The sequence below is a fragment of the Pandoraea pneumonica genome (assembly GCF_902459645.1).
In the GTDB taxonomy this organism is placed as follows: domain Bacteria; phylum Pseudomonadota; class Gammaproteobacteria; order Burkholderiales; family Burkholderiaceae; genus Pandoraea; species Pandoraea pneumonica.
The window spans coordinates 176,343-190,307 of sequence record NZ_CABPSK010000002.1 but is presented as its reverse complement, the minus strand read 5'-3'; the positions used below and the strand labels follow the sequence as shown (position 1 = coordinate 190,307).

The window sequence follows — 13,965 nt, the reverse complement described above, 5'->3', positions numbered from 1 at the left end:
CCGCGCGGAGACCAGAAATGGCAAGTATCAATACATCGAACGCGTCGAATTTCTCGCAGAACTTCCTCGATTCGATCAACGGCACCGCCAACAGCAGCAGTTCTAGCTCCAAATCGTCGGCCGGCAGCGCAGACGATTTGCAGAACAGCTTCCTGAAGTTGCTCGTCGCTCAGATGAACAATCAGGATCCGCTCAACCCGATGGACAACTCGCAGGTGACCTCGCAGCTCGCGCAGATCAGCACGGTCTCGGGCATCACCCAGTTGAACACCACGCTCTCGTCGGTGACCTCGCAGCTCAACTCGACGCAGAGCCTGCAAGCCGCCGCGCTGGTCGGCAAGGGCGTGCTGATCCCGGGCACCAACATCGGCGTGGGCAGCACCACGGCAACCGACGGCACCGTGACGAAGACGGCCACGCCGTTCGGCTTCGAGCTGCCGAGCGACGCCGACACCGTCACGATCCAGATCAAGGACAGCACCGGCAAGGTGGTGCGCACGGTCAATGCGGGCGCCCTCGATGCGGGCGTGCAAGCCCTGACGTGGGACGCCAAGGACGACGCGGGCAACGCGGTGGCCGACGGCAAGTACACGCTGGCGGTCACGGCTTCGGCCAACGGCAAGGCGATGACGCCGACGCTGCTCTCGTACGCACAGGTGCAAAGCGTGGTGGCCAGCACCACCGGCGCGCCGCTGCTCAACGTGGGCACGGGCTCGAACATCAAGCTCTCCGACGTGCGCGAGATTTTGTAAGACCCGAATACGTATCAAGCGACATAACAAGCGAAGTCAGTCTTTAACCGTTTTATCGCGACCGATAGCGTCGTCAACCGAATTTCAGGAGTATCACCATGGCCTTTTCGACCGGACTGAGCGGCCTGAACGCCGCCTCCAAGGACCTGGACGTCATCGGCAACAACGTTGCCAACGCGGCGACCGTCGGCTTCAAGCAAGGTCAGGCGCAGTTCGCCGACATCTACGCCAGCTCGCTGTTCGGCGCCGGCAACAACACGGTCGGTATCGGCACGCGCGTGTCGAACATCGCGCAGCAGTTCACGCAGGGCGACATCACCGTCACGAACCGTCAGCTCGACCTGGCGATCTCGGGTAACGGCTTCTTCCGCGTCTCGAACGGCGGCACCATCGCCTACACGCGTAACGGCCAGTTCTCGCTCGATAAGAACGGGTACATCGTCGACGCCAACGGCGATCAGTTGACCGGCTACCTGTCCGGCCCGAACGGCATCATCAACAGCGTCTCGCCGGTCCCGCTGCAAATCCCGACGGGCGATCTGGCCCCGACGGCCACGACCACGATCACCGGTCAGTTCAACCTCGACTCGCGCAGCGCCGTGAACACCACGACGTTCTCGATCACCGATCCGAACTCGTACACGAACGGCACGTCGCTCAAGGTCTACGACTCGCTGGGCAATTCCCACGACGTGAACCTGTACTTCAAGAAGTCGGCCGTCGATCCGGTCACGAACAACGCCACGTGGCAGGTCTACGCCTCGGTCGACGGCACCACGCAAATCGGCACGGGCCCGGTCGCCACGCTCACGTTCAACTCGGCCGGTAGCCTCACGGGGCAAACCGACTCGACGGGCGCCGCTGTCACCGGCCCGATCACGCTGCCGACGATTGCGTACGGCAACGGCGCCTCGGCCGGCAACATCACGATGAACCTGTCGGGCACGACGCAGTACGGCAACACCTACACGCCCAACACGCTCACGCAGAACGGCTACACGTCGGGCCGCCTGACGGGCTTCACGTTCAACGCAGACGGCACGATCGTCGGCACGTACTCGAACACGCAGTCGATGGTGCTCGGTCAAGTGGCGCTGGCCAACTTCAACAACGTGCAAGGCCTGATCCCGATGGGCAACAACCTCTGGCAAGAGTCGGCCGCCTCGGGTATCCCCATCGTCGGCGTGCCGGGCGGTACGAACATGGGCAAGCTGCAAGCCGGTGCCGTCGAAGCCTCGAACGTCGACTTGACCGCCGAACTGGTCCACATGATCACCGCGCAGCGTAACTACCAAGCCAACGCGCAGACGATCAAGACGGAAGACCAGTTGATGCAAACGATGGTCAACCTGTAAGCGGAGCGGCGCGCATGCGTAACTTGCAGAAGGGGCGTCGATGGATCGTCTGATCTATATCGCCATGGCTGGCGCGAAACAGGCGATGGAGCAGCAATCGACCACCGCCAACAATCTGGCCAACGTCTCGACGCCGGGCTTCCGGGCCCAGCTCGCGTCGTTCCGTCAAGTGCCGGTGCGTGCCGAAGACGGCGCAGCCGGTACGCGCACCTTCGTCACGACCTCGACGCCGGGCACCGATTTCACGCCCGGCGCGATGCAGCAAACGGGGCGCGCGCTCGACGTCGCCATTCAGGGGCAAGGCTGGCTGGCCGTGCGCGATGCGCAGGGCCGCGAAGCCTATACCCGTGGCGGCAACCTCGAAATGACGGCCGACGGCCAGCTCACGCTGCACGGTCTGCCGGTCATGACCGATGCCGGTCCGGCCGCCGTGCCGCCGGGTGCTGCGGTGACGATTGGCACCGACGGTACGATTTCGGCGCTGGGGCAGGGCGATCCGCCCAACTCGATCGCCGTGATGGGGCAGTTGAAGCTGGTCAATCCGCCGGAAGGCAATCTGGTGCGTGGCGACGACGGCTTGTTCCGTACGGGCAACAACGCGCCGGTGCAGGTCGACCCGAACGTCGTCGTCGTGGCGGGTTCGATTGAAAACAGCAACGTGAACCCGGTCAGTGGCCTGGTGAACATGATTTCGCAGTCGCGTGCGTTTGAGATGCAGATGAAGATGCTGCAAACGGCCGACACCAACGAACAATCCGCCAACCAGCTGCTGAACTTCAGCTAACGGGCCGACGGCGCGCCGCACAAGGCGTGCCACGACCGACCACGGGGAGAAACACCAAATGATCCGTTCGCTCTACATCGCTGCCACCGGCATGAACGCCCAGCAGACGAACATGGACGTGATTTCGAACAACCTCGCCAACACCAGCACGAACGGCTTCAAGAAGGGCCGCGCGGTGTTCGAGGACTTGCTGTACCAGACCATTCGCCAGCCCGGCGCGCAGTCGTCGCAGCAAACGCTGCTGCCTTCGGGCCTGCAACTGGGTACCGGCGTGCGTCCGGCCGCGACCGAGCGCATCTTCACGCAGGGCAACCTGACCTCGACGAGCAACGCGAAGGACGTGGCCATCAACGGCGACGGCTTCTTCCAGGTGCTGATGCCGGACGGCACGACCGCCTACACGCGCGACGGCTCGTTCCAAGTCGACAACAACGGTCAATTGGTGACGTCGTCGGGCTACCCGATTCAACCGGCGATCACGATTCCGGCCAATGCCCTGTCGCTGACCATCGCGCGCGACGGTACGGTGTCGGTGACGCAGCCGGGCAGCACGGCCAACGTGCAGATCGGGACGTTCCAGCTCGCCACGTTCATCAACAACGCTGGCCTGCAAAGCATGGGCGAGAACCTGTACGCCGAGACGGCCGCCTCGGGCGCGCCGAACGTGGCGCAGCCGGGCACCAACGGCGCGGGCGTGCTCAATCAGAACTACGTCGAAACGTCGAACGTGAACGTGGTGGAAGAACTGGTGAACATGATTCAGGCGCAGCGTGCCTACGAAATCAACTCGAAGGCCGTGACCGCGTCCGATCAGATGCTCCAGCGTCTGACGCAGATGTAAGTGGCGGCTGCCGTTATTGTTGCCGCCAGTTTAGTGTTCAGGAAAGCAGACATGTCAGCTCAATCGACCGTCCCGCAACGTAGCGCAGGCCTCGCGCGGATGCTTGCGCTCGCGGCCGCCGCTACGTTGAGCGGTCTGGCGGGCTGCGCCTACGTGCCGCAAGAGCCGGTGGTGCAAGGCCCGACCACCACGCGCCCGCCGCCCCCGCCGATGGCGGCCGATCCGGAAGGCTCGATCTATCGTCCGATCTATTCGAACCGGCCGCTCTTCGAAGACCGCCGCCCGCGTAACGTGGGCGACATTCTCACGATCACGATCAACGAGAACACGGCCGCGAGCAAGAACTCGGCGGCCAACACCACGCGCGCCGGTAGCGGCTCGCTCACGCTCAACCAGATGCCGGGTGTGGTGGGCGGGGTGTTCAACAACCAGAGTCTCGATGCCACCGGCGCGAACAAGTTCGACGCCAAGGGCGCGGCCAACGCCAACAACGTGTTCTCCGGTCAGATCACCGTGACCGTGATGGAAGTGCTCGGCAACGGCAACCTTGCGGTGGCCGGCGAGAAGCAGATCGCGATCAATCAGGGCACGGAGTACATCAAGTTTTCGGGCGTCGTCAGCCCGCAGACGATTTCGGGCGCGAATACCGTGCCTTCGACGCAGGTGGCCGATGCGCGCATCGAATACCGTGGTAAGGGCTACATCAACGAAGCCGAAACCATGGGCTGGCTCCAGCGCTTCTTCCTTAACGTTTCGCCGTTCTGATGTCGATCATGCCGTCCCTGTCGCGCCACGCGCCCACTTCCCGCCAGTCGCTTCGCCGCCGCCCGAACGCTCGTGCGCTCGCAAGCGCGCTGGTCGTCGCGGGCGCTGCCGGTTTCGCGTTGCTGGCCCCCGGTGCGGCCCATGCCGAACGTCTCAAGGAACTGGCGTCGATTCAGGGCGTGCGCGATAACCAGTTGATCGGTTACGGTCTCGTGGCCGGTCTCGACAACTCGGGCGACCAGACCACGCAGACGCCGTTCACCGTGCAGAGCATGACGAACATGCTCTCGCAGCTCGGTATTACGGTGGCGCCCGGTACCAACATGCAGTTGAAGAACGTCGCGGCGGTGATGGTCACGGCCACGCTCCCGGCGTTCACGCGCCCCGGCCAGCCGATCGACGTCGTCGTCTCGTCGATGGGTAACGCCAAGAGCCTGCGCGGCGGCACGCTGCTCATGACCCCGCTCAAAGGGCCGGACGGTCAGGTCTACGCGCTCGCGCAGGGCAACCTGCTCGTGGGCGGCGCCGGTGCGTCGGCCAATGGGTCGAGCGTGACGGTCAACCAGCTGGCTTCGGGCCGCATTCCGAATGGCGCCATCGTCGAGCGCAGTGTGCCGACCGCCATGGGCGGTCAGCCGGGCACGCTGCAAATGGAATTGAACACCACCGACTTCTCCACCGCCCAGCGGGTCGTCGACGCCGTGAACCGCCGCTTCGGCTACAGCACTGCGCAGGCGCTCGATGGCCGCGTGATTTTGCTGCGCACGCCGACCGATCCGTCGGCCCGCGTGCAGTTTCTCGCGCAGTTGGAGAGCATCGAAGTGAAGCCCGACAACTCGGCAGCGCGCGTGATTATCAACGCCCGCACCGGGTCGGTCGTGATGAACCAGAACGTGACGATCCAGCAGTGCGCCGTGGCCCACGGCAACCTGTCGGTGGTGATCGACACGCAGAACAACGTGAGCCAGCCGGCGCCGTTCTCGGGCGGACAGACGGTGGTGGCCCCGAATTCGCAAATCTCCGTCCAACAGGAGAACAACGCGCTCAAGCTGATCAAGGCGGGCGCCAACCTCGCCGACGTGGTCAAGGCGCTGAACTCGCTTGGCGCGAGCCCGGCGGACCTGATGTCGATTTTGCAGGCCATGAAGGCCTCGGGCGCCCTGCGCGCCGACCTGGAGATCATCTGATATGGCGGACGGCAACCGACTCGCTGGCAAGAACCTGCCCGACCTGACGCAGCGCGCCACGTACGACATGCAGGGCCTCACCGCCCTGCGCGCCGCCGCTCATCAGCAGACGCCGCAGGCTACGCAGCAGGCTGCCAAGCAGTTCGAGACCGTCTTCACGCAGATGATGATGAAGAGCATGCGCGACGCCACGATGTCCGGCGGCCTGCTCGGCAGCGATCAGGAAAAGATGTTCAACGGCATGCTCGACGATCAGCTTGCCCAGCAACTCTCCGCGCACAAGGGCATTGGTCTGGCCGATTTGATGCTAAAGCAATTGGCGCAGACCGGCACGACGCTGCCGCCCGCCGCCATGGGCCGTCAGCAGTCGTTGCAAGGCCGTGCCTATAACGCGGCGGATGCCATCGGCGTGGCCGACGGCGCCCCGGCGGTGGCCGGTGAATTCGTCGACCGCATGGCGAGCGCGGCGCAAAACGCCAGCGCTCAGAGCGGTATCCCGGCGCGGTTCATGCTGAGCCAGGCGGCGCTGGAGTCGGGCTGGGGCAAGCGCGAAATTCGCCGTGCCGACGGCAGCACGAGCCACAACGTGTTCGGCATCAAGGCGGGGAAGAACTGGACCGGCCCGACGGTGGAAGTCGCCACCACGGAGTACGTGAACGGCCAGCCGCGCCGCGTCATGGCCAAGTTCCGGGCCTACGGCTCGTACGACGAGGCGTTTGCCGATTACGCCAAGCTGATCTCGAACAACCCCCGTTACGCCTCGGTCGTGGCCAGCGCCAACGACGCGGCGAGCTTTGCCAACAACCTGCAACGCGCTGGCTACGCCACCGACCCGCAGTACGCCAGCAAGCTGATGAAGATCATGAAGCACTTCGCCTGAGGCGAGGTGTCTGCCTAAAAAGTAGGCAAGAAATCAGGCAAAACCAGCCAGGCCTCAATATTGCCGCCAGGCTGCCGTAAACACATCGGTAACGGTGCGCGAACGGGCTGGACCCGTGGGGCGCGCCTCCAACTCAAGCCGCGAGATCATGAGCCTAATCAATATTGGCATGAGCGGGCTGAACGCCTCACAGTTCGCCCTGAACACCACCGGTAACAACATCTCCAACTCGGGGACGACCGGCTACAACCGTCAGGTGGTCAATTACAACCAGGCGGCCAGCCAGTTCACGGGCGTGGGCTACCTCGGCTCGGGCGTGCTGGTGAGCGACGTCTCGCGGGTGTACGACCAGTTTCTGGCCGGGCAGGTCAATCAGGCCCAGACGCAGTACAGCCAGCTCAATACCTATTACCAGCAGATCTCGCAGATCAACAACGCGCTGGGTAGCTCCACGACCGGCCTGTCGGCCTCGATGTCCACGTTCTTCACGAACTTGCAGACCATCGTGACCGCGCCGAACAACTCGGCCACGCGCGCGACGGTCATCTCGTCGGCGCAGACGCTCACGAGCATGTTCCAGTCGCTCGCGGGTACGCTCTCGTCGCTGCGCACCGCCGTGAACGGCAACCTCACGCAGTCGACCGACCAGATCAACACCTACGCCAAGCAGATCGCCACGCTCAACGACGCGATTCTGCAAGCGCAGGGCAATGGTGGCGGCGCCACGCCGAACGACCTGCTCGACCAGCGCGATCAGGCCGTGGCGAATCTGAACGCCATTGTGCAGACGAGCGTCGTGAAGAACTCCGACGGCTCGTACAACGTGTTCGTGGGTAACGGCCAGTCGCTGGTGATGGGCAATTCGGCTTACCAGATGACCACGGTGCCGTCGGCCAACGACCCGTCGCAACTGACCATCGCCTACGTCTCGCCCAACGGCACCAAGGTGCCGATTCCGGAATCGTCGATCACGGGCGGCTCGCTGGCCGGTCTGCTCTCGTTCCGTAGCGGCGCGCTCACGCAGGCGCAGAACTCGCTGGGCCAGATCGCGATGTCGCTGGCCGGCACGTTCAACGCGCAGAACCAACTCGGTCTGGATCTGTACGGCCAGATGGGCGGCAACTTCTTTACCATGCCGAGCCCGACGGTCATCGCCAATACCAAGAATTCCGGCGGGGCAACGCTCAACGCCGCGATCACCGATGCGTCGAAAATCACGACGAGCGACTACACGGTGAGCTTCGACGGTACGAATTACACGATGACGCGCCTGACCGATGGCGCGAAGTGGACGGCACCGCCCCCGGCAACCCCGGGCACGGCGCTTAGCTTCCAAGACAGCAGCGGTGCTGCCTTTGCTGACGGCTTTAGCGTCACGCCTGGCGGCATGGTCGCGGGCGACAGCTTCACCATTCAGCCGACGCGCAACGCCGCACAGAACATCGGCGTGGCCATCACCGACCCGGGCAAGATCGCGCTCGCAGCGCCTGTCATCGCTTCGGCGGGCAGCAGCAACGGCGGCTCGCTCAAGGTCGATCAGGGCTCGGTCGACGCCAGCTATCTGTCGAACGTGCTGACCGGCCCGGTGAACTTTACGTTTAGCAAGAACGCGACGACCGGCGCACTCACGCTCGTGGCACCGTCGCCGATGACGGTGACGGTCAACGGTGTGACGACCTCGTATGCGGCGGGCGACACCGTCCCTTACGACGCGACCAACGGCGCCAAGATCGTGATGGGCGGCGTGACCGTGAACCTGAGCGGTACCCCGGCCGACGGCGACAAGTTCACCATCGCCCCGAACACCTCGGGCGCAGTGACGGACAACCGTAACGGTCTGGCGCTCTCGGCGCTGCAAAACGACAAGACCAAGGTGGGCGGCTCGCAGAGCTACGCCACGGCCTACGCGAATCTGGTGTCGTACGTCGGTTCGACCACGAACACGTACAAGTCGACCAGCGCCGCGCAACAAACGCTGCTGACGCAGGCGCAGTACGCCCAGCAGTCGAATTCCGGTGTGAGCCTCGACGAAGAGGCGGCGAACCTGATCAAGTATCAACAGCTCTATCAGGCCAACTCCAAGGTCATTCAGACTGCGTCGTCGTTGTTCGACACGATCCTGCAAATGGTCAACTAAGGGCAGGAGACAACATCATGCGAATTAGCACCAACATGATTTACGATCAGGGCCTGCGCTCGATGAGCCAGAACACCTCTGATCTGCTCAATACGCAGCAACAGCTCTCGTCGGGCATGCGCGTGACCACGCCGAGCGACGATCCGATTGCGTCGGCACAGGCCGTGGCCGTGTCGCAAGACAACGACATGAATTCGCAGTATTCGGCGAACCGCGCTGCGGCGACGACGCAACTGCAACTCGAAGACTCGACGTTCGGCAGCATCATCAACACGCTGCAACACGTGATGTCGCAGGTCGTGACGGCCGGTAACCCGTCGCTCAACGACAGCGACCGCGCCACGATCGCGACCGACCTCCAGTCGAGCTTCCAGCAACTGCTCTCGCTTGCGAACACGACCGATGCCAACGGTCAGTATCTGTTCTCGGGCTTTCAGGGCAACTCGGCGGCCTACGTCACGTCGGCCACGGGCGCGTCGTACCAGGGCGACGCGGGTGTGCGCTACGTGCAGGTCAGCCCGAACCGTCAAATCGCGATCAACGACATCGGTTCGAGCATTTTCCAGAGCATTCAGCCGGGCACGGCGAGCGCCCTGATTAGCGGCAATAGCAGCAATCAAGGCTCGGCCGTGTACAAGCCGGTGTCCACGACCGACGTGACCAACCCGGGCGCGACCCACCAGTATCAGATCACCTTCGCGGTCGACAGCACGACCACGCCGCCCACGACGACGTACACCGTCAAGGATCAGACCGATACGACGGCGGCCGACGTGACCGGGACGTACACGGCCGGTCAGCCGATCACATTCGGCGGCAAGTCGGTGACGTTCACGGGCGACCCGGCCAACGGCGACAACTATTCGGTGGCACCGGCGAACAAGGCCAGCACCAACGTGTTCGACAACCTGCAAGCGTTGATCAACACGCTCAAGACGCCGCTCAGCAGCGCCGGTCAGGCCGGGCAGTCCAACCTGTCGAACGCGCTGACCACGTTCAGCGAGATGTTCAGCAACACGTACGACAACGTCACGACGGTGCGCACGACGGTGGGTTCGCGCATGAACGAACTCACCTCGCTGAACAACATCGGCGACAGCAACTCGCTGAACTATCAGTCGCAACTGGCCGACCTGCTGCAAGTCGACTGGAATTCGTCGGCGACCAAGTTTGCGCAGTTGCAAGCCGCGTTGCAGGCGTCGCAGCAAAGCTTCCTGCAAACGCAGAAGCTCTCGCTGTTCAGCTTGCTGTAAGCGACAAGCAGGACCGGCGGCGCGAGCGCGCCGTCGCATGACAAGACGGGCCACCGGCACTGCCGCGCGGCCCGTTTTGCTTTTCGGGGATCGGGAACGAGTTTGCCGGTCAGGCCTTGGGGACGAACGCTGCCGTGGCGCGAATCATCATGTCGATGCCGATCGAGAGGAAGTGATCCATCACCGGCGCGATGCGCGGCATCATCAGTTCGAGCACGAACAAGCCGACGGCCAGCGTGAGCGGAAAACCCACGGCGAAGATGTTCAACTGCGGCGCAGCGCGGTTGAGAATGCCCAGCGCCAGGTTACAGATGAGCAGGGCGGCCACGAGCGGCAGCGAGAGCATCAGCGCCAGCGTGAACAGTTGACCGCCAAGCATGGCGAGATATTGCCAACCGAGCGCGGAGATCGGCGTGCCCGAGATCGGCAGCACCGTGAAACTCTGCACGAGCGTGGCAAACATCACCAGATGGCCGTTGGTGGCGAGAAACACCAGCATTGCCACCACGTTGAGCAACATGCCGAGCACCGCCGTGCTGCCGTCGCTGTTCGGGTTGAGCAGCGTGGCGAACGACAGACCCATCTGCAAGCCGACGAAATCGCCCGCCATGCTGATGGCCGAGAACACGATCTGCATGCACCAGCCGAGCGCCGCGCCGATCATGATCTGCTGCGTCATGATCCACAGCCCTTCCCACGAAAACGGCGAGACGGCGGGCATCGGGCCGATGATCGGCGCTAGCGCCAAGGCGACAATGCCTGCCAACCCGATCTTGACCGTCGACGGCACCGCCGAGTCGCTCAGGAGCGGGGCGCTCATCATGAGCGCGAGCAGGCGCACGAACGGAAACAGGAACGTCGCGATGACGCCCGAGAGCTGTTCGTAGGTAAAGCTGATCAAGGGAGAGGGTGCGGTTGCATCAAGCGGCCCGTCTTAGCTGACGAGGCCGGGGATGCCGGTGAGCAACTGCTTCATGTAGTCGACCATCAAGTTGAGCATCCACGGTCCGGCCACCACCAGCGTGACGAACACGGCGAGCAGCTTCGGGATGAACGACAGCGTCATTTCGTTGATCTGCGTTGCGGCCTGAAACAGGCTCACGAGCAAACCGGAGACGAGGGCGACGAGCAGCAGCGGGCCAGCCAGCAGCAAGGTGACTTGCATGGCCTGGTGGGCCAGTGCCATGACGGTTTCCGGAGTCATTTCGCGTGCCCTCCGCTACATGTTGAAGCTCTGGGCCAGCGAGCCCAGCAGCAGTTGCCAGCCATCGACCACCACGAACAGCATCAGCTTGAACGGCAGCGATACCGTGGAGGGCGAGACCATCATCATCCCCATGGCCATCAGCACGCTCGCGACCACCAAGTCGATGATCAGGAACGGAATGAAGATGGTGAAGCCGATCTGGAACGCCGTCTTCAACTCGCTCGTGGCGAAGGCGGGCACGAGAATGCGCATCGGCACATCTTCCGGGCCGTTCATCGGCGGGGTCTTGGCGAGCTTGGCGAAGAGCGCGAGATCGGCTTCACGCGTTTGCTTGAGCATGAACGCGTGGAACGGCTTGGCCCCGGTGTCGATGGCCTGCTCGAAGCTGATCTTGTTGGCGGCGAAGGGCTGATAGGCGTCGGTGTAGGCTTTGTCGAACACCGGCGACATCACGAAGAACGTCAGGAACAGCGCCAGCCCGATGAGAATCTGGTTGGGCGGCGAGGTAGTCACGCCGATCGCATGGCGCAGCAGCGAGAGCACGATGATGATGCGCGTGAAGGCGGTCATCATCAGCAACATCGCGGGCAGGAAGCCCAGCGACGTGAGCAGCAGCATCGTCTGCACGGACAGCGAATACGTTTGTCCGCCGCCCGGTGCGGGCGTTGTCGTCAGCGCAGGCAGCGTGGCTTGCGCAATGGCCGTACCCGGCACGGCAGTGCAGAGCAATGCCAGCCCGAGCGCCAAGCCCAGTTTCCACTCGGCGGGCAGCCAGGCACGAGACATCAGGAATCCTTTTTCATCGATTCGCGCAGCTTTTGCGCAAAGGCTTGCGCGGCGCGGTTGGCCTGCGCGCCCGCATGCGGGGCGCTCGGCGTGGCGGGCAGATCGGCGACGCGCTGCGCGTCGATCGTGTGCAAGGCGCGAACCTGACCCGGGGCAACCCCCAGCACCACCCAGTCGCCAGCCACTTCCACCACGACCACGCGTTCGCGCTGGCCCACGGCGGCGCTGCCGACGATGCGCACGTTGCCACCGCCCAGCGGACGTTGCAGACCGAAGCGTTTCGCGAGCCACGCCAATCCGAAGAGCAGCGCGAGGACGAAGACGAGGCCCAGCCCGGTTTGCACGATGCCCGCACCGCCCAGACTCGGCACGGCAGCGGCCTGCGAGGCTGCGCCTTCAGCGCGAGCCACGCCCGCCATAAACATTGCCGGGATCGGGAGTAGGGCGAGACGCGTACGCAGCGCGAGTTGGGGGAGCAGGCCAGACCGGCGGATGCGGCCGGCAAGATGTGCCGGCCTCGCGGTCACTGCCTGTGCCATGGCGCGCCACACGGGCATGCCGTGGACTTTCGTTGCAATCATCGGTTGAGCTTACGGATGCGTTCGGATGGCGTGATGATATCAGTCAGGCGAATGCCGAACTTGTCGTTGACCACGACCACTTCGCCTTGGGCGATGAGGCATCCGTTGACGAGCACATCCATCGGCTCACCGGCCATGCCGTCGAGCTCCACCACCGAACCCTGCGCCAGTTGCAGCAGGTTTTTGATGGCGATCTTCGTGCGGCCCAACTCCACGGTCATCTGCACCGGGATGTCGAGAATCAGATCGATGTCGTTGTGCGTGGCACTTGCCGGGTTACCGGCGGTGGCCGCGAGCGGCTGGAACACGGGCGAGGCGGCAGGTGCCGCAGCGGCGGGTGCCGGCTCGGCAGCTGTCTGCTCCGCCATGGCACTGGCCCACTCGTCCGCCATGGCCTGGGCGTCGTCACCGGGCGTTTGAGGGGTATCGCTCATCACTCGTTGTCCTTCGTGTAATCGCTATGCGAATGGTTGATCATCTGGTTCACGCGCAAAGCGTATTGACCGTTGAAGACGCCGTAATTGCAATGCATCACCGGCACGCCGTCGACCTTGGCTTCGAGCAGTTCGGGCACGTCGAGCGGAATCACGTCGCCCACGCGCATGTTGAGCAACTGCGAGAGCGTCATGTCGATGTTCGCGAGGTTTGTCACGATTTCCACATCGGCGGCCTGCACCTGCTGCGAGAGCAAACGCACCCAGCGCTTGTCGACTTCGAGCGTCTCGCCTTGCAGCGGGCTCGAGAGCTGATCGCGCAGCGGCTCGATCATCGAGTACGGCATGCAGATGTGGAATTCGCCGCCGACCGAGCCGAACTCGATGTCGAACGTCGTGGTGACCACCACCTCGTTGGGCGTGGCGACGTTGGCGAACTGCGTGTGCATTTCGGCGCGCACATATTCGAATTCGACCGGATGCACCGGCTTCCACGACGCGCCGTAGTTCTCGAACACCAGATCGAGCAGGCGCGCGATGATGCGCTGTTCGGTCTGCGTGAAGTCGCGCCCTTCGACGCGGGTATGGAAGCGGCCGTCCCCGCCGAACAGGTTGTCCACCACGAGGAACACGAGGTTCGGATCGAACACGAACAGGGCCGTGCCGCGCAGCGGTTTGATGTGGACCAGGTTGAGGTTGGTCGGGACGGGCAGGTTACGGATGAACTCGCTGTACTTCTGCACGCGCACGGGGCTGACCGAAATCTCGGCGCTGCGACGCATGAAGTTGAACAGCGCGATACGGAACAGGCGCGAGAAGCGGTCGTTGATGATCTCGAGCGTGGGCATGCGCCCGCGCACGATGCGCTCTTGCGTCGCGATGTTGTATGGCCGAATGCCGGAATGATCTTCCGACTCCGACCGGTCATCCTGTTCGCCGGTGACACCCTTCAGAAGGGCATCGACTTCTTCCTGCGACAGGAACTCCTCATGCGCCATGAATC

15 protein-coding genes are annotated in these 13,965 nt (G+C 63.7%); 9 read left to right on the top strand and 6 right to left on the bottom strand.

Annotated features, from left to right (window positions below; translation table 11 throughout):
* Nucleotides 1-17 precede the first annotated feature (17 nt).
* The 9 genes from flgD (at nt 18) to flgL (ending at nt 9,954) form a co-directional block, all read left to right on the top strand.
* Nucleotides 18-752 (top strand): flagellar hook assembly protein FlgD, encoded by a 735-nt coding sequence (gene flgD / locus PPN31114_RS09970; protein ID WP_150679373.1) that lies wholly within the window; start codon nt 18-20, stop codon nt 750-752.
* 98 nt (nt 753-850) lie between these two features.
* Entirely contained in the window at nt 851-2,107 is a 1,257-nt protein-coding gene (gene flgE, locus PPN31114_RS09965) for a flagellar hook protein FlgE (protein WP_150679372.1), read from the top strand.
* 40 nt (nt 2,108-2,147) lie between these two features.
* Entirely contained in the window at nt 2,148-2,891 is a 744-nt protein-coding gene (locus PPN31114_RS09960; protein WP_150679371.1) for a flagellar basal body rod protein FlgF, read from the top strand.
* A 58-nt stretch (nt 2,892-2,949) separates the two neighbouring features.
* A complete protein-coding gene (gene flgG, locus PPN31114_RS09955; RefSeq protein ID WP_150679370.1) occupies nt 2,950-3,732 on the top strand; it encodes a flagellar basal-body rod protein FlgG in 783 nt (260 codons plus the stop codon).
* Nucleotides 3,733-3,783: 51 nt separating this feature from the next.
* A complete protein-coding gene (locus PPN31114_RS09950; protein ID WP_150679369.1) occupies nt 3,784-4,497 on the top strand; it encodes a flagellar basal body L-ring protein FlgH in 714 nt (237 codons plus the stop codon).
* Nucleotides 4,497-5,684 carry a flagellar basal body P-ring protein FlgI gene (locus PPN31114_RS09945; protein WP_150679368.1) on the top strand — a complete coding sequence of 396 codons (1,188 nt, stop codon included), beginning with the start codon at nt 4,497-4,499 and terminating at the stop codon, nt 5,682-5,684. The genes PPN31114_RS09950 and PPN31114_RS09945 overlap by 1 nt, the downstream gene beginning before the upstream one ends.
* A 1-nt stretch (nt 5,685) precedes the next feature.
* A complete protein-coding gene (gene flgJ, locus PPN31114_RS09940) occupies nt 5,686-6,564 on the top strand; it encodes a flagellar assembly peptidoglycan hydrolase FlgJ (RefSeq protein WP_150679367.1) in 879 nt (292 codons plus the stop codon).
* A 148-nt stretch (nt 6,565-6,712) separates the two neighbouring features.
* Complete coding sequence (gene flgK, locus PPN31114_RS09935; protein ID WP_150679366.1) at nt 6,713-8,701, top strand: flagellar hook-associated protein FlgK; 1,989 nt, start codon at nt 6,713-6,715, stop codon at nt 8,699-8,701.
* A 17-nt stretch (nt 8,702-8,718) separates the two neighbouring features.
* The gene (gene flgL, locus PPN31114_RS09930) at nt 8,719-9,954 is read left to right on the top strand and encodes a flagellar hook-associated protein FlgL (protein ID WP_150679365.1); all 1,236 of its coding nucleotides are present in this window, start codon (nt 8,719-8,721) and stop codon (nt 9,952-9,954) included.
* A gap of 109 nt (nt 9,955-10,063) precedes the next feature.
* Here the strand turns inward: flgL and fliR are convergent, their stop codons facing one another.
* From fliR to fliM, 6 genes are read right to left on the bottom strand one after another with little or no spacing between them, the layout of a single operon-like run.
* A complete protein-coding gene (fliR, locus tag PPN31114_RS09925; protein ID WP_150679364.1) occupies nt 10,064-10,855 on the bottom strand; it encodes a flagellar biosynthetic protein FliR in 792 nt (263 codons plus the stop codon).
* 33 nt (nt 10,856-10,888) lie between these two features.
* Nucleotides 10,889-11,158, bottom strand: coding sequence for a flagellar biosynthesis protein FliQ (gene fliQ, locus PPN31114_RS09920; RefSeq protein ID WP_150679363.1), 270 nt, complete (start codon nt 11,156-11,158; stop codon nt 10,889-10,891).
* A 15-nt stretch (nt 11,159-11,173) separates the two neighbouring features.
* Entirely contained in the window at nt 11,174-11,947 is a 774-nt protein-coding gene (gene fliP, locus PPN31114_RS09915) for a flagellar type III secretion system pore protein FliP (protein WP_246182495.1), read from the bottom strand.
* Nucleotides 11,947-12,504, bottom strand: a complete 558-nt coding sequence (gene fliO, locus PPN31114_RS09910) for a flagellar biosynthetic protein FliO (protein WP_246182494.1) — start codon at nt 12,502-12,504, stop codon at nt 11,947-11,949. The genes fliP and fliO overlap by 1 nt, the downstream gene beginning before the upstream one ends.
* Before the next feature lie 20 nt (nt 12,505-12,524).
* Nucleotides 12,525-12,962: a flagellar motor switch protein FliN gene (gene fliN, locus PPN31114_RS09905; protein WP_150679362.1), complete on the bottom strand. Its 438-nt coding sequence runs from the start codon at nt 12,960-12,962 to the stop codon at nt 12,525-12,527.
* Nucleotides 12,962-13,960 carry a flagellar motor switch protein FliM gene (gene fliM / locus PPN31114_RS09900; protein WP_150679361.1) on the bottom strand — a complete coding sequence of 333 codons (999 nt, stop codon included), beginning with the start codon at nt 13,958-13,960 and terminating at the stop codon, nt 12,962-12,964. The genes fliN and fliM overlap by 1 nt, the downstream gene beginning before the upstream one ends.
* Nucleotides 13,961-13,965 lie beyond the last annotated feature (5 nt).